This window comes from Bacteroides sp. NGMCC 1.200775, from assembly GCF_040798045.1.
Classification (GTDB): Bacteria; Bacteroidota; Bacteroidia; order Bacteroidales; family Bacteroidaceae; genus Bacteroides; species Bacteroides hominis.
In genome coordinates this window covers 244746-265365 of the sequence record NZ_JASCQK010000005.1, presented here as the reverse complement: position 1 = coordinate 265365, position 20620 = coordinate 244746, and the positions used below count along the sequence as shown (strand labels likewise).

Here is a 20620-nt window from a genome sequence, read left to right as displayed (position 1 = left end):
ATGTACTACTATTATACTATATTTGCATCCATATATGTAAAAATGATCCTAGACTTAACTAAATAAACTACTTAATGATGAAAAAAATCGATGAGTCTCCATTAATAAGTATTATTATTCCGGTATATAATGTAGCCCCCTTTTTAAGCCAATGCATTCAATCGGTCTTAGACCAGACATATACTCACTTAGAAGTAATCATCGTTGATGACGGCTCGACAGATGAGTCCCCTGCTATTTGTGATAAGTTTGCTAAATTGGATACAAGAATCAAAGTCATACACAAAAAGAACGGAGGATTAAGTGACGCTCGTAATGCGGGTCTTGACATTGCATCCGGTGATTTAATAGGTTTCGTGGATAGTGATGATTGGATTGAAAATGATATGTACGAAACGCTTTATAATCTTCTAAATAAGTATCAGGCGGACATATCTGCCTGTGCACACTATATAGAATATGGAACCAAGACAAAAGCTGTTTTTGAATCTAAAGAGATAATCACATTTAACCACAAAGATGCCATGATGGCTCTCATCAAAGATAAGATTATACGAAACTATGTTTGGGAAAAGTTATATAAACGGGAACTATTCAATAACCTCCGCTTTCCTGTAGGAAAAAGTTTTGAAGATGCTGCTCTCAGTTACAAGATATTTTATAGAGCTAACAAAACCGTATTGATACAAGCACCTAAATATCATTATAGGATCCGTTCAGGCAGTCTCACAAATACAACATTTAATCCAATAAAAGAGTTTCAGTTAGTTCAGGCCCTGCACGATCAATACCAATTTGTCAAACAGCAACAAGCTGTATCGGAAAAGCCATTAAAACTACTAAAAAAAGCATTCCACTTAATCAATCATATCATCATCATGAGGCCTTCCCCCCTTAATGACCAAATAATTGCAGCTACAATGGAGATTTGTCACCATTATGACTATCTCAGTCTGAAAGACATCGGATTATCAAAAGCGATCAGACGATACTGCATATATAATCATTTCAAGCTATATACAATTGGAATGATTATGTACCGGAAAATTGTACAAAAAAGACGCAACAGATAGCAAATGCTTTGATCAATGTATTTACAGCTTCATATACTTGGGCTTACGGAACCGCATTGCATAAGGAAGCAACTTCAACCACCAAGACAAACGAGCTTTAAAAGTAGATAAAGGTCGTTTGCCTTTCCAGGGAGTCATATCCAGATACTTAAAGTATTCCCCTTTCAAAGGATGCATGCTATCATAATTCCAGGGTTTTTTATTAGTATAATGCAGGATAACAGGATGGAGCAATTGTTGATGCAATTGCTTCTTATCTTTCACTCCTTTATCCGCCCCATAACGGTAGAAACCATCCTGCATATTCCATTTTAAGGGAACAAAAAGTTTAGATTCATGCAGAACAGCATTCAAAAGATCCTGGTCATTAAAGCGGATACGCTCGGGATATCGTAAAAAATACTGTTCACATTGTTCATCTATTTTATGCTCACGCCAATAGCGCAAATTGATAAGTAGTACTCCCGCATTAAAATAAGAGAATGATTTATCATATTTCAAGATATCATAACGTTCATCTTCATTACTGCCGATATCTTCGACACAAGCAACCGAATAATTACTCATATCTGTATTCCAATACTCTGATATATCTCCAAGAATAACAATATCACAATCCAGATAAAGCACTTTATCCACCTCTTCCGGTAAAATGGCCGAGAACATACAACGGTAATAAGTGGCCATAGAAATGCGCTTACCAAACTTCTTGATAGAAAAATTATGCAACAAGTCTTCCGGAGGAAAGTAAAAGCGTACTTCATTACCATAACGACCTGCTATTGTTTTTAGTACTTCCTTATCTTCAGAAGGCAGTGTAGAGGCCACAATATGGATACAAAACTCAGATTCACGGTTATTTTCGAACAGTGAAACCAAAGTTACTGCACAGTGTACCGTAAAATTAGAGTCAATATTACATGCTATATGTATCATAGGAGAATAGAGTTTTATCAATCTTCAATATTTTGACCTGTCATCCGAAAATATTTATCCAGAACCAACAGCGATATTAACTTTTCACGACGAGGATTTCTGAACTGAGCCACATATTCATGAGCATGCTCTATGATTTGTTGAGCCTCTTCCGGATGTTCGATGTAATACTTCAACCGTTCCTCCAAATCCGTAAAATCGGGTTTAATCTCAATATAATGATAGTTAGGAATCAATTTCCCTTCCATAAACCAAGTTTCGCAAGTGGGACGCGGCATCACTGCTATCGAGTTAGAAGACATTACCCATTTCAGATTTGATGCAACATCATTCCCCTCCAATGCCATTATGAACTTATAATCCAAATGCTGACGAATCGTTTTTTTAGGAGTCATCCATGCGTCCGGTACTCCCTCATCCTTACCAACGACTCCACAGTCACACATCGGATGGCCCATATACATCTCTAAAAATAATTTACGGGTACGGCTTCGTCGTATTTTCCCTCTGAAGATAACCATATCCTTTTTAGAAGAAAAAGGCATTGTATCATTTACAAACATAAAATGCCTGAACTTATCCAGTTTCATAACAACAGAGTTATCATTGGAATCGGTCAGTAAACGGCTTTTCACAATAGACGGGAATTCCGGAGTGAAATATACATCGCCCGGGCAATATCCCCACCGAAGAGATTGTTTAAACCAACGGGTATATTCCCTGGTATCAAAAAAATATGCGGTATGAAAAAGAGATTTTTTATTGTCCGCAAGAGTTCCTAAAAAGATCAAATACCGAAATTCATTCTTTATAAAAGACTTTTCCGGCAAAGAAGAAGGAGAAGACAGCTTATTATAATAATTCACCCTCTCTTCGATATAGTCTTTATCCGAACGATACTGTAATTGAGCCAATGTACTTTTCAACTTATACCGATAAAAAGCATTCGGAATAAGCATCTTCAAAGTATTACTTATAAAATAAATAAACTTAGGAGGCTTGCCACTGGAAAGTTTATATAAAAGACTATCATTCATATCATTAAGCAGTTAAGCTAAACGTCTTTCAGCTTCATTTTTGTTTCATTAAACGTACGTTTAATGAAACAAAAATAAGACTTATTTTCTACTTGAAAAAACTAATTACAGTTTTTTATTAAGAAAACCGGAGATAAAGATTAAACAAACCTTTAATAAGCCTTTTACACCTCATACAATATAATCCATATTTCACAACATATAAAAATAAATGGCAGGTTAAAATATGATGTTTTTTAAACGTACGTTTAAAAAAACATATCAAAATCAAAGAATGATGAAATTAGTACGAATGACAGGCGGATTAGGGAATCAAATGTTCATTTACGCCTTCTATATACAAATGAAAACAATATTTCCGGAGCTTCGGATAGATATGTCTGAAATGAAGAAATATAAATTACATAACGGATATGAACTGGAAGATGTATTTTCGATCCGTCCCCAAACAATATCTGCCCATAAATGGCTTAAAAGAGTAATTGTGTATGCATTCTTTTCGATTATACGAGAAAAATCCGAAGAAGAATTATCCATTCATAAATACACACAACACAAGAGATGGCCATTAGTATATTACAAAGGATTCTTTCAATCTGAACTCTTCTTCAAAGAATCTTCAGATACCATAAGAGATATTTTTTCTTTCAACACAGAAAATGCCAATTTCAGAACAAAAGAATGGGCAAAGATAATTAAAGAACAACGTTCGAGCGTATCAATTCATATCCGAAGAGGAGATTATACATCAGCTAAAAACAAAATAAAATATGGAAATATATGCACAGAAGAATACTATCAAAAGGCAATCTCAATCATACTACAAAAAGAACCGAAAGCATTCTTCCATATCTTTTCTGATGATGTGGAATGGACGAAAGCACATTTGAAGGTACATCATTTACCCCATCAATATATATCTTGGAATAAGGGCCCTGACAGTTGGCAGGACATGATGTTGATGAGCCTCTGTCGTCATAATATAATAGCCAACAGCAGTTTCAGTTGGTGGGGAGCATGGCTAAATGCCTATAAGGATAAAACTGTTATCGCACCTTCACGCTGGTCAAACGTCAAGAAGACACCCCACATACTTCCGGAAAGCTGGATTTCGATAGATATATAACCCCAATAATAATTAAATAAACCCCATACCACTATGAAAGTATCAATTATCATCCTGAATTATAATACCTCCCGATTAACCCTAAACTGCATTAACAGTATACACAAATACCTGCCTAATGGCACTTACGAAATAATAGTTGTCGACAATGCCAGCCAGGAAACAGACTATCAACACCTTACTGAAAATCTTTCCGGTCAGGAAATTACTATTATACGCAACAAAATAAACAGTGGTTTCGGGGCAGGGAATATGGTTGGCGCAAACATAGCCCAAGGGAAATACCTCTGCTTTCTAAACAATGACACTGAGCTATTAGAGGACTGCATTAGCCCATTATGCAGTTACTTGAAAGAAAATCCTCAAACAGGATGCATTACACCACAGCAATACAACAAACACCTGAAGGCAGTACCCTCATTCAATCATCCAATCGGTATTCTATATGAGATTTTAGGAAACGACATCCCGGAAAGATTATGTCCCGCCCGCTACCCCAAACGAAAAAAGAAAGTATACCAGTTTCCTATACATGCTTCATGGATCAACGGAGCATTTATGATGTTTCCTTCAGAAGTCTTCTTCAAAATCAAAGGCTTTGATACTAATATATTCCTCTATTATGAAGAGTATGATATCTGTACAAGATTATCTTATCACAACTATCAGTCAACGGTTCTGCCAACCTATAGATTTTTACACCTCCAAGGTGAATCTACAAAAGTTTATACGTTGGCTTACAAAGAAAGGTTTATTTCAAAATTATATGTATATAAAAAGCATTCCAATTTTTTATTCTATATCATATATAAATGGATCATTATAATCAAATTATGTTTCCACTTCAGACGTTGGTATATACTGCCCACCATAATCTTAGGCAAAGGGTTGTCTCAATCAATGCGTCATAAATGACTCTTCTCAATCAGTTCCAGACATCTATCGGCATCGAATCCCCTCACTTTGGCATATTCATCTGCCAAGATAACAAACATCTCGTGTGTTCCGGGCAAGCGCTCAAAGTTCTTACAACCGGTTTCTATGTCGACTTTACCAAAACGCATGCGGTTTAAATCAATGATTTCCACTTCAATGCCTTTATCCGTTTCCCTAAAAAGAATATTCCCTCCCGAGTAATCTTTATGTAGAAAACCGTTTTCGTGTAAAGCTGCTGTGGTACGGGCTATAGCACGTAACACCTTTTCTTTGTCACCGGTAAAAGTCTCCTCTAACAGATTACGATACGTATAAGGACATTCGGACTTTAGGCTCACAAAGTAGCTACGGCCAAACAACAACCATGTTCCCGTAGAATAAAATCCAACAGGAGCAGGAGAACCAATACCTGCTTTACGCAGCATCTGTGCGTATTGATAAGAACGGCGGGCTTTAGAGGCACGAAAAGAATTATAAACAATTCGATTAATCAGGTGAGGAAGCTGATATGACTTCACTATCAACTTTCTACCATGTATTTCAAACTCTTTCAATTTATTTCTTCCTTCATATATCAACGTTCCTCCATTCTCAAAATGCACAGGTAATACACGTACAAAAGAAGATAAGTCCTGAAAATCATCTCCAACGAAGACTCTCCGAGGGTGGATTATTCGGGAAATCCGATTGATTAACCTTGACCAGGAACGCTGATAACGTAACGGCCCTCCCAATTCCCGCTCAAAGAAATCAGGATGTCGTCTATTTAGAACGTCAATCACATGCTTTTTTAGCAAACGGTCAGTAACACGTTTAGACTGTTCGCGCACCCGATAAAACAAACCTATTTCCGGCAACTTTACAACCTTTCCTCCATCCTTTAACATTGAGATCCAAAATTCCCAATCTTCACGAGCCACGATCTCCGCACAGTATCCTCCAATTCTTTCCCATTCGGACTTACGGTAAACAGCACAAGTATCCATCATATTTTTACGAGCAAGCAATGATAGCGAGAAAGGTGGTAATACCCATTCGCCCGAACGGTCTCCGAAAAACTCGGCACGTGGACAGACCACTTTTACTTCCGGATCCGACTCCAGTATATCTACAGCAGAATGAATCAATTCTTTACTAATACGATTATCAGCATCGACCGGCAAGATATATACTCCGCCTGCTTTAGAAATAGCATGATTACGAGCCGTAGCAACGCCACTATTTGCTTGTGTGTAAACCCTTACATTTTCATACCGGGACTTATAGCTTTCGGCAATTTCAAGAGAACGGTCTTTCGAACCATCATCCATCACAATCACCTCAAAGTTCGGATAATCAGAAGACAGGACAGAATCCAGTGTCTCCTCCAGAAACTCCTCCATATTATATACAGGAATAACTACAGATACTAACGGCTTTGCCATACCATCAAATTTTATCCAATCCTTTAGTGAACTTCAACCAGTAATATTTAAGCGGATTCGTATATTTCAACTGTTTCCATGGACGACTACTATGCGGGCGATGCCATACAGTCAAAGTAGTAAACAGATAATTGACAAAACCTTTTTCAAGTGCTTGATGGGAAATAGTTACATCAAACCAGTTCTTTTCCGGATTCAAAGAATGAAAATCAAAAGCACGCAGAAAGTCGGTTGTCAGCAAAGAACAGCAGAAACTAAGATGTTTCTTTTCCGGAAACACCTGATTTTCTTTGCCTTTCGCATATAAATAGGGATAATTAATTACCTCGTTCTCATCTACTGTCACAGCAGCAGCTATTCCACAGTTTTGTCTGGACTGCGCACCATCAAAAAGAGCCTGCAAAGTGTGTTTTTTCACAATCACATCAGATTCAACGATCAGCAAGCCTGCTTCAGCGGCAACAGCCTTTTCTTGTGCCATCTGAAGCACCAGCAAATAATTGGGAGAAGGATGAGAAGTGATCTCGGACAGATTAATTAACTCAAATCCCATCGCCAGGGATGCTTCTTTCAGTCGTTTCGTGTTTTCATCGGTGCTGAAATCATTATAAATAGTATAATGAAAAGGAACGGTGAAATCTGATTTTAAAATAGCCTCAGCTGTTTGCAACGTCAACTCAATAGAATCTTTTACCGGAGTAATAATGTGGATACACTTCATTATTGATATAAATTGTCTAAGTTCAAACTTATCGTAATGCGCATTACCGGGCAAATCTATGCAATATTTTCCATATAGCCAATCTTTCCTGCTTTTTATTTCCTACCTTTGCATGCAAACCCCTGATCAATCATGAAAGTTATTGTAGACAACAAAATACCTTACATCAAAGAGGCTATTGAGCAAATAGCCGATGAAGTAGTATATGCTCCGGGAAAAGATTTCACCCCGGAACTGATACATGATGCCGATGCATTAATTATCCGCACACGTACGCATTGTAACCGTTCACTGCTTACCGGAAGCAAAGTAAAATTTATCGCAACCGCTACAATAGGATTCGATCATATCGACACAGCCTATTGCCGGGAAGCAGGTATCACATGGACCAATGCCCCGGGATGTAATTCGGCATCCGTTGCACAATATATCCAATCTGCCCTGTTCATTTTACAACAAACCCATGCAATGAAGTTGCATCAAATGACCATTGGCATCGTAGGCGTAGGAAATGTAGGAAGCAAAGTAGCTGATGTAGCCCGAAAATTAGGAATGCGAGTAATGCTGAACGATCTTCCCAGAGCAGAAAAAGAAGAAAGCACAATGTTCACTACTTTAGAGAATATAGCCAAAGAGTGTGACATAATCACATTTCATGTACCTTTATATAAGGAGGGAAAATATAAAACTTATCATTTGGCAGACAAGCACTTCTTCCGTTCACTGAAAAAGGGGGCGATAGTCATGAACACCTCACGCGGTGAAGTTATCGAAACAGAGGCACTGCTCGATGCTCTTCAGTCAGGTACCTTGTCCGATGCTGTCATTGATGTATGGGAACATGAACCGGATATCAATCTTAAATTATTAGAGAAAGTAATTATAGGCACTCCTCACATCGCCGGATATTCCGCAGACGGAAAAGCAAACGCAACCCGAATGTCACTTGAAGCCTTATGCCGGTTCTTCCGGATTGAAGCCGGCTATCAGATTGTTCCTCCGGAACCGGAAAACAAAATAATTTCCGCAACAACTTATGAAGCGGCCTCCCTGCAAATTTACGATCCCCGACGGGACAGCGATACACTAAAGACCCATCCGAAGCTATTTGAACAACTCCGGGGAGATTACCCATTAAGGAGAGAAGAAGGAGCATATAAGATTAATATCGGTTGATTTACTATTTAACCCTGATAATGCCGATCCTCAATAAGAGGATATTAAACATTGCATGAGGCTGTGGTGAAAAGAGTTTCGACACAACCTCATACGATACTATAAAACATTTCCTCAGAAAACCAGCTCTACAAGAAGGTATTTACGGTTTGTTCTATGATCCTGGGAAACCATTCATATTCCAACGCATGAACTTTTTTAGCCACTTCCGCAGGGGTATCTCCGGGAAGTACTGAACATTTAGCTTGAAAAATGATACTTCCCTCATCGTAATGCTCGTCTATATAATGTATAGTAATACCACTTTCGGACTCTCCTGCCATTACCACCGCCTCATGCACCCGATCGCCATACATCCCCTTTCCCCCAAACTTAGGTAAAAGAGCCGGATGAATATTTATAATTTTATTAGGATAAGCATGCAAAAGTGCATCCGGTATACGCAACAAGAAGCCGGCTAACACTATCAGGTCAATCTGATGTTCACGCAGCAAATCCAAGATGGATTCCGCTATTTCCCAATCAGACTTCGGAAAAGCCCTACAGGGCACTCCTAAACGATGTGCACGCTCCAAAACATACGCGTCCTTCCTGTTAGAAAGAACTAATTTTACCCTGACTGAATCATTTCCCTCGAAATACCGGATAATGTTTTCAGCATTTGTACCAGAGCCGGAAGCAAAAATAGCGATGTTTTTCTCCATAATCAGACCTTTTAGTGCACAAAACAGTGAAAAATGTGCAAAAGATTGCATTTATTTAATCAAAAATTTGCGCAGGACGATAAATATTTATTCCTTTGCACCGCAAATTTAAAGAAATAAAACTAATTATTAATTAAAAACTTAAAGTTATGTCTGAAATTGCATCAAGAGTGAAAGCGATTATCGTCGATAAATTGGGCGTAGAAGAATCAGAAGTTACAGAAACAGCAAGCTTCACTAACGACCTGGGAGCTGATTCTCTTGACACTGTAGAACTTATCATGGAATTCGAAAAAGAATTCGGTATCTCTATTCCTGATGACCAAGCTGAAAAGATTGGCACAGTACAGGATGCTGTAGCTTACATCGAAGAACACGCTAAGTAATTCGATTTCATCAGTATGGAATTAAAGAGAGTTGTAGTAACAGGTCTGGGCGCCATTACTCCTGTTGGCAATACTGTCCCGGAATTTTGGGAAAACCTCGTGAACGGGGTTAGTGGAGCAGGACCTATTACTCATTTCGATGCATCGCAATTCAAGACTCAATTTGCATGTGAAGTGAAAGGCTTCGATGTAACTCAATATATCGACCGCAAAGAGGCACGTAAAATGGACTTGTACACACAGTATGCCGTTGCCGTTGCCAAAGAAGCGGTTGCAGACTCGGGTCTTGATATCGAAAATGAGGATTTAAACAGAATCGGCGTTATTTTTGGTGCCGGTATCGGTGGTATACGTACATTTGAGGAGGAAACAAGCAATTATGCCCTTCACAAAGAAAACGGTCCTAAGTATAATCCGTTCTTCATCCCTAAGATGATTTCAGATATTGCTGCCGGACAGATTTCTATTATGTATGGTTTCCACGGCCCGAACTACGCAACTTGTTCTGCATGTGCAACTTCTACTAACGCCATCGCCGATGCATTCAACCTGATCCGTCTGGGTAAGGCAAACGTGATTGTATCCGGTGGTTCGGAAGCCGCTATCGCAGCAGCCGGTGTAGGAGGTTTCAACGCTATGCATGCATTGTCAACTCGTAACGACGAACCACAATCAGCATCTCGTCCGTTCAGCGCGAGCCGTGACGGTTTTGTAATGGGTGAAGGTGGAGGATGCCTGATTCTTGAAGAACTTGAACATGCAAAAGCCCGTGGCGCAAAAATATATGCAGAAGTAGCCGGTGTAGGTATGTCTGCTGATGCTCACCACCTGACAGCATCTCATCCGGAAGGACTTGGTGCAAAACTGGTGATGATGAATGCCCTGGAAGATGCAGAAATGGATCCTAAAGAAGTGGATTACATCAACGTTCACGGTACATCCACTCCGGTGGGTGATATATCGGAAGCCAAAGCAATCAAGGAAGTATTTGGCGAACATGCTTTTGAGTTGAATATCAGTTCAACCAAATCAATGACAGGTCACTTGTTGGGTGCTGCCGGTGCGGTAGAGTCTATTGCAAGTATCCTTGCCATCAAGAACGGCATCGTTCCTCCGACTATCAATCATGCCGAAGGTGATAACGACGAGAACATCGACTATAACCTTAATTTCACGTTCAACAAAGCACAGAAACGTGAAGTTAACGTTGCCCTTTCGAATACATTCGGATTTGGTGGTCACAATGCTTGTGTAATCTTCAAGAAATACGCTGAATAAAGTCGTGTTACGTAATAAAATAGATAAGATAAGGCTCCTGTTCTGTAAGGATAGAGAGTCTTATTTTTGTTTTTATCGCATACTTGGATTCTATCCACGCAACATCCGGCTATACGAGCAGGCTCTCCTGCATAAATCGACAGCTGTACGTTCGGAGAAAGGACGTCCGTTGAACAACGAACGCTTGGAATTCCTTGGTGACGCCATTCTTGACGCCATCGTAGGGGATATTGTCTATCAACATTTCGAAGGTAAAAGAGAGGGATTCCTGACAAACACCCGTTCTAAAATAGTTCAGCGTGAAACATTAAATAAACTGGCTGTCGAAATAGGCCTGGACAAACTTATCAAATATTCTACACGTTCTTCTTCCCACAACAGCTATATGTATGGGAATGCGTTCGAAGCTTTTATTGGAGCCATTTATCTTGACCGGGGATATGAATGTTGCAAACAGTTTATGCAGAAGAAAATCATCGAGCCCTATATAGATCTGGACAAACTCTCACGCAAAGAGGTGAACTTCAAGTCTAAGCTGATTGAATGGAGCCAGAAAAACAAGATGGAAGTTTCTTTCGAATTAATAGAACAGTTCCTTGACAAAGAGAATAATCCCGTGTTTCAGACAGAAGTCCGGATTGAAGGCATACTCGGAGGATCCGGTACAGGATACTCCAAAAAGGAATCACAACAGAATGCCGCACAGATGGCCCTCAAAAAAATCAAAGGGGATCCTGAGTTCATGGCAGGTGTACAAGAAGCCAAAGTACAGAATAATATCTCCACAGAAGATACACCCGACGATCCTGAAATAAACCAGACAGAGGAATCTCCGCAAGTTGATAAAATAACATCAACTGAAAATATCAGTATATAATCTAAACACCTCCGATTATTATCCGAAGCATATTCCCATCCTGCGCCCTTGTACAACAAGGTCATGTTCTTCAGTCACTAATTTCAACTTTCCGGCCACTTCTTCTAATGCAACGGAAGATATTTCATCACCTTTCAATGCAATCATACGTCCAAACTGCCCATTAGCAATCAGCTCCGTTGCATGCCCTCCCATTCGGGTAGATAAGTTACGGTCGAAAGGTGTAGGTGAGCCACCGCGCTGAATATAGCCAAGCACCGTTTCACGCGTCTCAATACCTGTCTCATATTCAATTTCCTGGGCGATGTATTCGGCAGCACGCTTACGCCCATCAGTTTGGATACCTTCGGCAACGACCACAATCGAATAAGGTTTCCCCTTTTTTAAACGATTTAAAATTGTATCCCCTATATTTTTTATATTATAAGGTATCTCCGGAACCAGGATTACATCTCCTCCTCCTGCCATACCCGAGTATAGAGCAATCCATCCTGCTTTATGCCCCATCACTTCGATTACCATCACCCGCTTGTGAGAGCTTGCCGTAGAGTGAAGCCGGTCGATAGCATCTGTAGCAATGCTCACTGCCGAATCGAATCCGAAAGAGATATCCGTACCCCAGATATCATTATCGATCGTCTTAGGAACAGAAACGATATTAATTCCCATCGCTGCAAATTTTGCGGCAGTCTTTTGCGTACCATTTCCACCGATACACACCACGCAATCAAGTCCCAATTCAGCAATATTACGTTGTATCAGCGCCGGTTTATCCACATCCGAAATAATACCTTGCTTACGGAACGGCTTCTCGCGTGAAGTTCCCAACATAGTACCACCCAGGTTTAGCAATCCGGACAAGGATTTTTCAGTAAACGATTCTACCTCTTTCGTCAGCAATCCCTGAAAACCACTGTGAATCCCCACAACTTCCATTCCATAATGATTAATGGCCGTTTTACACACCCCGCGAATCGTAGCGTTTATGCCGGGGCAATCTCCTCCGGATGTAAGAATTCCGATCTTCATTGCTGCTCTTTTTTTATTGAATATTACGTATTTAAAAGAAAAAAGTTACTCATCTGTCTGCAAAAGCATGACATATCTTCACTTTTAACTATTATTTCCGTCGTAAAGATAGAAAAAAAAGATAATTAAGGCTATTTTTGCACGACTAAACATTATATGTTAAAGAGCAATGAATATTACAAAGATTATAAGCAAAGTATTTGATTCCCGTTTAAAAGCCATAGATCTTTATGATACACAAGCCGGAGATATACAGCACCGGGTATTGACCCGTCTCGTAAAACAGGCAGAAAATACTGAATGGGGAAAGAAGTATGATTATAAATCTATCCGCAATTACGAAGACTTTAAAAACCGACTCCCCATACAAACCTACGAAGAAGTAAAGCCCTATGTGGAACGTCTCCGTGCAGGCGAACAAAACCTATTGTGGCCTTCAGAAATACGCTGGTTTGCAAAATCCTCGGGCACCACAAACGATAAAAGCAAGTTTCTTCCGGTTAGCAAAGAGGCCTTGCAGGATATTCATTACCGGGGAGGAAAAGACGCGGCCGCAATCTACTTCCGCATGAATCCCGACAGCCGTTTTTTTTCCGGTAAAGGACTGATTCTGGGAGGCAGCCATAGTCCGAACCTGAACTCCAACCATAGTTTGGTAGGTGACCTTTCAGCCATATTGATCCAGAATGTAAGTCCGCTGATCAACCTGATACGTGTGCCAAGCAAGCAAATAGCATTAATGGACGAATGGGAAACCAAAATTGAAGCTATTGCCAACAGCACCATACCGGTAGATGTAACCAATCTTTCGGGTGTTCCTTCCTGGATGTTGGTCTTAATCAAACGTATTCTTGAAAAAACAGGCAAGCAGACCTTGGAAGAAGTATGGCCCAATCTGGAAGTATTCTTCCACGGAGGTGTCGCTTTTACCCCTTACCGTGAACAATATAAGCAAGTCATTCATTCTTCTAAAATGCATTATGTCGAAACCTACAATGCATCGGAAGGCTATTTCGGGACACAAAACGATTTCTCCGACCCATCTATGTTATTGATGATTGACTATGGTATTTTCTACGAATTTATTCCTTTGGAGGATGTGGAAAAAGAGAATCCCCGCACCTATTGCCTTGAAGAAGTAGAGCTAAATAAAAATTATGCTATGGTGATCTCCACTTCCTGCGGATTATGGCGGTACATGATCGGGGATACTGTGAAATTCACCAGAAAGAATCCGTATAAGTTCGTCATTACAGGACGTACCAAGCACTTCATCAATGCTTTTGGTGAAGAACTGATCGTAGATAATGCAGAAAAAGGGCTTGCCAAAGCATGTGCTGAAACTGGTGCTCAAGTCAGCGAATATTCCGCTGCCCCCGTATTTATGGATGAAAATGCCAAATGCCGTCATCAATGGCTTATTGAGTTTGCCAAAATGCCCGATTCCATCGAAAGATTTGCGGCGGTACTGGATACTACACTGAAAGAAGTAAACTCCGACTACGAAGCAAAACGATGGAAAGATATCGCTCTCCAACCATTGGAAGTGATTGTCGCACGCAAAGGACTTTTCCATGACTGGTTAGCTCAAAAAGGGAAATTAGGTGGTCAGCATAAAGTACCGAGACTCAGCAATACAAGAGACTACATTGAAGAAATGATTGCTTTGAATAAACAATGAACGATAATCGATAAACGATGAACGATGAATGGGCTGTGTGCTATCCGCATACTATTCATCGTTCATCATTCATCGTTATAATCCCTCCTCCCAACAGCAAACCATCCTTATAAAAAGCGGCTGCTTGTCCTTCTGCAATGGCGGACAAAGGTTCGTGTAGTTGTATATGTAATAATCCCTCCGGAGTGATTGTGACAGAACAATGGTTTTCCTGTTTCCTATAACGTATTCTCACAATAATATCATCATAGCCCAGCAGACGGGATTCGTTGATTATATTCCAGTCTTTCAACCACATCTCTGACTTTTCAAGGGACTTTAAAGGAGCCAATATCACTTCATTGGTTTCAGGATGGATCTCCTTTACAAAAACAGCACGGTTCAGTTGGATGCCTAACCCCCTGCGTTGCCCTATGGTATAAAAAGGATATCCCTCATGCCAGGCAATAAAATTGCCGCTTTCATCGAGGAATCTGCCTTTGCCCACTTCCCGGATTATTTTATTGCTCCTGTCGCCTCCCGCATCGCAAAGATGCTTTTTCAGAAAACTACGGTAATCAAGTGGACAGAAACAAACCCCGATGCTATCTTTCTTTTTTGAAACTTTCTCAAAACCTCTTCCGGCAGCATAAGCACGTGCTTCAGGTTTAGTCATCTCACCCATCGGAAGCAACATACGTTGCAAAATATCCTGTTTTAATCCCCACAGAAAAAATGACTGGTCTTTATCCGGATCTGCGGCAAGCGTAATATAATAGCTTCCGTCCATCCATTTCTTTCTCACATAATGACCGGTAGCTAAATAGAAAATACCCATTTCATCGGCAATCTTGGCCAACAAAGGCCATTTTAACCAGTTGTTGCAAAGAGTACAGGGGACCGGAGTATGTCCGGCCATATATTCATCGATAAAGTAATCAACAATTTTCTTCCGGAAAATCTCGCGCGCATCATAAGTGATATGTTCGATACCTAAGCGAGTTGCTAATGCACGGGCATCTTCCAAGTATTCCGTAGAATCATTAAACTCATAGAAACGAAAGGTAACTCCCGTTACTTCATAACCGGCTTCAAGTAATAGCATGGCAGCCACAGAGCTATCCGTACCACCGCTCATTCCCAATAAGACTCGTTTGTTTTCCTCCATCATACCGCAAAATTACATAAAATCCCGTATCTTTGACCTTCCAAACCGGACAGAATGAAAAAAGCACTTTCCACCAACCAAGTTGTCATTGTACTCGTAGAGCACCCTGTTCTGGGGATATTACTCATCCCCTACACTGTCAGCCGAACCCCTGACAACACGTTGGAAGTGATCGAACAAGCTTTCCATGCCTCTCCCGATGCGATCAAAAAAATGAATGAAGCAGAACAAAAAGCCATTGACATTGCTTCTCATTATACTGAAAAATATCTGATGGGAGTCTATTCCCGTGAAAAAACAGTCCCTAAATTCCTCCGCAAACTGGCCGAGGACAATAACAAACTTAAAGAACAAATCCGTCCTTTCATAGAGAAGAAACTGTTGGAGATGTTAGAACTGATACGCACCAGGCAACTTCCGTTTTATCAGAAACCAAGTGGAAGCAAGCAACTCTATGAACACCATGCATACCGTGTCCATCCCCACGATTTAGAAGCCCATTTCTCTTTTAAAGTAACCGAGGAATATTTCAGCTATCAACTGCAATGCTACTATGACGACCTGCCGGTTTCACTGATGGAACAAAAACCTGTCACTGTCCTCACCTCCAATCCTGCCACCTTATTGCTGGGTATGGATTTATTTACTGTCCCCCATATTGAAGCTTCACGCTTACTGCCTTTCACCAAGAAAGAACGTATCAGCGTGGACGCTTCATTGACTGAAAAATACATAGACAATATCATGATTCCCCTTGCGTATTACCATGAAATCAATATTCAAGGAGTCAAAGTGATCAGAGAAAGACGTCCGTGTGATGCTTATCTCTACCTTGAAGATACAATCTATAATGATACTTTGTTACGGCTTGATTTTCGTTATGGAGACCGGACTTTTTCACCTCATGGTTCCGATGGAATCAAGAAAATCATCTTCCGGGGGCAAGAGAATGGACAAACTGTCATCCACTATTTCCAACGTAACTCAGCTGCCGAGAAACAGGCAATCCGTCTGCTTCAAAAAGCCGGATTACAATGTGTCAGTGATTCCCATTTCAAACTATCGCCTATCGCTCCCGAAAAAAACATTACCGAGTGGGTCAGCCGTCACCGGGAAATGCTACTGGAAAAGTTTATCTTATCAAGTGATACGCACAAGAAGCCATACTATCTTCCGGATATCCGGATAGAACAGGATTACGAAGATGGCCCCGACTGGTTCGAATTACATATCAATGTCGTCATAGACAATCAGAAAATTCCCTTCAGCCGATTCCGCAAAAATATACTGGACAACAACAGGGAATATCCCCTCTCTGACGGACGCATTATCCTCCTCCCCGAAGAATGGTTCACCAAATACGCCAATCTGCTTGAGATAGGTAAAGAATCAGGTAAGAACATCCGACTGAAGCGTCCTTTTGTGGGTGTAATAAAATCGATCCTGGAAAAAGGTCCAGGTATAGCAACCGGCGTCCGATTGGAGAAACCAATCCCTGTACCTGCAGGGCTCAAGGCCAATCTTCGCCCCTATCAGCAGAAAGGTTTCTCATGGATGGCAAACCTATACCTCGAAAAATTCGGAGGATGTCTGGCCGATGATATGGGCCTTGGAAAGACCTTGCAAACCCTTACACTTTTACAATACATCTACAAACCGGGAACAGCCGCCTCAACAAATCAGGAAACAAACAGCCTGGAAGAGAAAGAAAACACTCAAGGCTCTCCTGTGCAAAAGGAAGCTTTCTTCGATGAAAAGGGGCAGTTATCACTTTTTCCGGTAAAAACCGAAGCCCCCAACGCCTCCCGAAGCGGACAAAACGACTTGCAATGTGCTGTACTAAATCAAAAGAAAAGCCAGACACCACGCCTGCATGCCACCCTTATTGTTGTGCCTACCTCGCTTTTGCATAACTGGAAACGGGAAGCATCCCGTTTTACCAGCCTGTCAATGACGGAATATAACGGAAACTCCACCAATGAAATCAATCGCTTGTCAAAGCACTTCGACCAATATCATCTGGTCTTTACCACTTATGGCACGATGCGCAATAATATTGCGACTTTATCCCAATATAAGTTTGAGTACATAGTTCTCGATGAAAGTCAAAACATAAAAAACAGCGAATCACTTACATTCCGTTCAGCGATACAATTACAAAGTAAACACAGGCTAATTCTGACAGGAACTCCTATTGAGAATTCCCTGAAGGATCTTTGGGCACAGTTTCATTTTCTACAGCCTGAACTTTTAGGAAACGAGACAGCGTTCAGCAAACAGTTCATCAACGCCATCCGTCAAGGTGACGAACGGATGAAGTTTCGTCTACGACAACTCATTTCCCCATTTATACTACGCAGAAGCAAGCAGGAAGTAGCTCCGGAACTACCGTCATTAACCGAAGAAGTGATTTATTGCGACATGGCAAAGAAACAGAACGAGCTCTACCAACATGAAAAGAACAGTCTCCGGAACATTCTGCTGGAACAGACCGTAGAGAAGGGTCAGCAACCGCTCATAATACTCAACGGGATTCTCCGTTTAAGGCAACTCGCCTGCCATCCGCAGATGATTTTACCCGGTTTCATCGGTGAATCCGGTAAACTAAACCTAATTATAGAGACCTTCGAAACACTCCGGAGCGAAGGCCATAAGGTACTGATCTTTTCTTCTTTCGTCAAACATCTGGAGTTGGTGGCCGATGAGTTTCGTAAACGTCAATGGGATTATGCTCTTCTAACAGGCTCTTCTACCAATCGCCCGGAAGAGATTGCACGCTTTAGCCGTGACCCCAGGATACAAGCTTTCCTTATCTCACTAAAAGCCGGAGGAGTGGGCCTCAACCTGACACAAGCAGACTATGTGTTCATCATCGATCCCTGGTGGAACCCGGCAGCCGAAGCACAGGCCATTGCCCGCGCGCACCGTATCGGACAAGACAAACAAGTAATTGCTTACCGTTTCATCACGCAAGGAAGCATAGAAGAGAAAATCATACAGCTACAAGAGGAAAAACGAAAACTGGCGGAAACTTTCATCACAGAAACAGATCAGCTCCCCACACTAACCAACCAGGAGTGGGCGGGACTTTTGTAAACTTTCCCCTCTATTTTTCCCGGTTTATCAGATGTAACTCCGTACGTTCAAAATCAGACAATTGCACCTCGTAAACACCTGCATCTCCCAGCTTGCCATCCATATCCTCAGTGCATCCTCCTACAATAATCAACTTGTTCTCCGTACAATACAGCCCGCTTGCCCTTAAATTCAAATCAATCTGATAAGCTTTTACCTCATTGGTACGAAGATTATAAACCTGCATCACACCGTTCTCCAGAATATAAACCTTATCCCCACCACGAGCTATCCCTGCCTTACATATCGGAAACCATAAATTCCCTTTACTTTTCCAGGCACCCGTGGCTAAATCATAAGTCTGTATTGTCGATAATGCCTTTCCCCGGTATCCACCAAACAAAAGTATAGTATGCCCCACCAATATACCATCTGTTTCCATTCCTAAAGGCATCTTCCCCACTTCATACCAGGCACCATTCCTGAGATCAAGCATGTGTATTTTATCAGAGTACCTCTGCCATCCGCTCTCAGCCCGATATATAGACCCTCCCATGACTATCAACTTCCCATCATAGGCAAATGCGGCAGCAGAAGCCGCCTGATGCGGATTCACCGGATCTGTCAACAAAGTGTCGCTGGCCAGATCATAAATCTCCACTGTCTCGTCGAGGAATTCCATTTTTCGGTTGGTCGAGAAACGTTTTCCGCCCATCACATAAATTCTTCCATTATCATAAAGCGCCGAATGATAAGCACGCTCTCTCAGCCTTTGATTGGTAACAGTCCAGGTATTTGAAGGAATATCATAAACATAGATTTTACCACTATATTTTTCGTACACAAATCCAGTTGGCAATCCACCGGAACCCGTCAGATCATAGTCGGTAGGAGGCTTCACCTGCGACCGGTCTCCACCCGTAACGTATAATTTATTTCTGCATGAGACCATTGCAAACGAATATAAAGGTACCGGCATTGAAGATATTTGCGTATACGGCACACGCAAATAGAACTTCCTGACTCCATAAGCAGTTACTTCCCCCAATTCAATCGGCGCCTCTTCCAATGAGATAGAGTTTTTCTTTTTCAATAAATCCCTTACAGGAAAGCGTTTGGTCAGATAGCCCACAAAAGAAATACAGATTGTATCAATCCCCTGCAGAGGTTCTCCGTCTTTAATGATGAACTCACCTTTTTCATCAGACATGGTAATGCCCACCCCCTTATCCGAATAAATATTCGCTCCGGACAGAGGTTGCCCGGTCTTTGCATCCAGTATCTTCCCGTTTATCTGTGCCGACAGGCAGGCCGTATAACTGAGAAGAAATAAAACAACGGTAAACTTACATACATGACTTTTCATCCGATTTCAAATTAAGTCCTATGGTATTCCTACCCTAATTTATCCGGATAGACATACGCAGTTCCTCCTTGATCCTTTGTATATATAAATCGATAACCACCCCCTACTTTTACAGGAATGGAAGCCAAAGCTTTTTCTTTCAATTCCTTTTGTGCAGCCACCGTCATCCCGTCGCCTTTTACATAGGCATCCTGCTTAACAATCTTCATTTTATCAGACCAATAGTCTATTTTCACTTTTAGACCTGCAGATTCTCCTTTCGCATCGGTAATTGTCACTTCCGCATCGCCAACGCCCAGAATTTCGTAGTTGAAAGCATTCAGGAATTTATCCATATTCACTTTGAGAATATCAGAATTACTACTTACCGTATAAGGTCTTTCCCCACCATAAATAGTAATGCACGTCTGATTTGTATTCGGATAATAAGCAGTCCAGACACCATTTTCAATATTATTAAATGAATCATCCCCGACTCTCAACGGATCGGATTCCTCCTTATCACAGCCCGCCATACCTAACAGAAAGGCTGTAGCCAGTAAAATAAAGTATAGATTGCTTCGTAATGCCTGAGTTTTCATATTTTTGTGTTTTTATAGTTACTTACCCGACAAATATATGTATTTTTTGTTTAAGGAGAACTTATTT

The 20620-nt window shown here is 40.9% G+C and carries 18 protein-coding genes; 9 read left to right on the top strand and 9 right to left on the bottom strand.

Going from position 1 to position 20620, the window contains the following annotated elements; genetic code table 11:
• The first annotated feature begins 74 nt into the window (after positions 1-74).
• A complete protein-coding gene (locus tag QK890_RS14910) occupies positions 75-1073 on the top strand; it encodes a glycosyltransferase (RefSeq protein WP_122296273.1) in 999 nt (332 codons plus the stop codon).
• Between the two features lie 21 nt (positions 1074-1094).
• Here the strand turns inward: QK890_RS14910 and QK890_RS14905 are convergent, their stop codons facing one another.
• Entirely contained in the window at positions 1095-2009 is a 915-nt protein-coding gene (locus QK890_RS14905) for a glycosyltransferase family 8 protein (RefSeq protein WP_005822680.1), read from the bottom strand.
• 17 nt (positions 2010-2026) lie between these two features.
• Entirely contained in the window at positions 2027-3046 is a 1020-nt protein-coding gene (locus QK890_RS14900; RefSeq protein ID WP_186993231.1) for a glycosyl transferase family 90, read from the bottom strand.
• Positions 3047-3272: 226 nt separating this feature from the next.
• Here QK890_RS14900 and QK890_RS14895 point away from each other — a divergent pair, with 226 nt between their 5' ends.
• Both QK890_RS14895 and QK890_RS14890 read left to right on the top strand, forming a co-directional pair.
• Complete coding sequence (locus QK890_RS14895) at positions 3273-4172, top strand: alpha-1,2-fucosyltransferase (RefSeq protein WP_330221649.1); 900 nt, start codon at positions 3273-3275, stop codon at positions 4170-4172.
• A gap of 33 nt (positions 4173-4205) precedes the next feature.
• The gene (locus QK890_RS14890; protein ID WP_032540418.1) at positions 4206-5087 is read left to right on the top strand and encodes a glycosyltransferase family 2 protein; all 882 of its coding nucleotides are present in this window, start codon (positions 4206-4208) and stop codon (positions 5085-5087) included.
• Here the strand turns inward: QK890_RS14890 and QK890_RS14885 are convergent.
• Together QK890_RS14885 and QK890_RS14880 are read right to left on the bottom strand one after the other, a co-directional pair.
• Positions 5078-6532, bottom strand: a complete 1455-nt coding sequence (locus QK890_RS14885) for a glycosyltransferase (RefSeq protein ID WP_080715596.1) — start codon at positions 6530-6532, stop codon at positions 5078-5080. The genes QK890_RS14890 and QK890_RS14885 overlap by 10 nt on opposite strands.
• A gap of 4 nt (positions 6533-6536) precedes the next feature.
• Positions 6537-7253, bottom strand: a complete 717-nt coding sequence (locus QK890_RS14880; RefSeq protein ID WP_032538286.1) for a glycosyltransferase family 2 protein — start codon at positions 7251-7253, stop codon at positions 6537-6539.
• A 132-nt stretch (positions 7254-7385) separates the two neighbouring features.
• On the opposite strand from QK890_RS14880, the gene pdxB reads away from it, so the two are divergent.
• Positions 7386-8429 carry a 4-phosphoerythronate dehydrogenase PdxB gene (pdxB, locus tag QK890_RS14875; RefSeq protein WP_220575787.1) on the top strand — a complete coding sequence of 348 codons (1044 nt, stop codon included), beginning with the start codon at positions 7386-7388 and terminating at the stop codon, positions 8427-8429.
• Positions 8430-8557: 128 nt separating this feature from the next.
• Here pdxB and purN read toward each other — a convergent pair whose 3' ends face one another.
• Positions 8558-9184 carry a phosphoribosylglycinamide formyltransferase gene (gene purN, locus QK890_RS14870; RefSeq protein ID WP_032530640.1) on the bottom strand — a complete coding sequence of 209 codons (627 nt, stop codon included), beginning with the start codon at positions 9182-9184 and terminating at the stop codon, positions 8558-8560.
• 98 nt (positions 9185-9282) lie between these two features.
• Between purN and QK890_RS14865 the strand changes: the two genes are divergently transcribed.
• From QK890_RS14865 to rnc, 3 genes are read left to right on the top strand one after another with little or no spacing between them, the layout of a single operon-like run.
• Positions 9283-9519, top strand: coding sequence for an acyl carrier protein (locus QK890_RS14865; RefSeq protein ID WP_005779510.1), 237 nt, complete (start codon positions 9283-9285; stop codon positions 9517-9519).
• A gap of 15 nt (positions 9520-9534) precedes the next feature.
• The gene (gene fabF / locus QK890_RS14860) at positions 9535-10797 is read left to right on the top strand and encodes a beta-ketoacyl-ACP synthase II (RefSeq protein ID WP_005779512.1); all 1263 of its coding nucleotides are present in this window, start codon (positions 9535-9537) and stop codon (positions 10795-10797) included.
• Between the two features lie 4 nt (positions 10798-10801).
• On the top strand, positions 10802-11674 hold the full coding sequence (gene rnc / locus QK890_RS14855) for a ribonuclease III (RefSeq protein ID WP_032530639.1): 873 nt from the start codon (positions 10802-10804) through the stop codon (positions 11672-11674).
• 18 nt (positions 11675-11692) lie between these two features.
• On the opposite strand, the gene QK890_RS14850 is transcribed toward rnc, so the two are convergent.
• The gene (locus QK890_RS14850; RefSeq protein ID WP_005779516.1) at positions 11693-12703 is read right to left on the bottom strand and encodes an ATP-dependent 6-phosphofructokinase; all 1011 of its coding nucleotides are present in this window, start codon (positions 12701-12703) and stop codon (positions 11693-11695) included.
• Between the two features lie 169 nt (positions 12704-12872).
• On the opposite strand from QK890_RS14850, the gene QK890_RS14845 reads away from it, so the two are divergent.
• Complete coding sequence (locus QK890_RS14845) at positions 12873-14384, top strand: GH3 auxin-responsive promoter family protein (protein ID WP_005779518.1); 1512 nt, start codon at positions 12873-12875, stop codon at positions 14382-14384.
• 55 nt (positions 14385-14439) lie between these two features.
• Here the strand turns inward: QK890_RS14845 and mnmA are convergent, their stop codons facing one another.
• Positions 14440-15531, bottom strand: coding sequence for a tRNA 2-thiouridine(34) synthase MnmA (gene mnmA / locus QK890_RS14840; protein ID WP_005812267.1), 1092 nt, complete (start codon positions 15529-15531; stop codon positions 14440-14442).
• Between the two features lie 54 nt (positions 15532-15585).
• Here mnmA and QK890_RS14835 point away from each other — a divergent pair, with 54 nt between their 5' ends.
• On the top strand, positions 15586-18627 hold the full coding sequence (locus tag QK890_RS14835; protein WP_032540421.1) for a DEAD/DEAH box helicase: 3042 nt from the start codon (positions 15586-15588) through the stop codon (positions 18625-18627).
• A gap of 10 nt (positions 18628-18637) precedes the next feature.
• Here QK890_RS14835 and QK890_RS14830 read toward each other — a convergent pair whose 3' ends face one another.
• Both QK890_RS14830 and QK890_RS14825 read right to left on the bottom strand, forming a co-directional pair.
• Positions 18638-19972: a carboxypeptidase-like regulatory domain-containing protein gene (locus QK890_RS14830; RefSeq protein WP_032540422.1), complete on the bottom strand. Its 1335-nt coding sequence runs from the start codon at positions 19970-19972 to the stop codon at positions 18638-18640.
• A 29-nt stretch (positions 19973-20001) separates the two neighbouring features.
• Entirely contained in the window at positions 20002-20553 is a 552-nt protein-coding gene (locus QK890_RS14825) for a hypothetical protein (protein ID WP_032540446.1), read from the bottom strand.
• Positions 20554-20620: the final 67 nt, after the last annotated feature.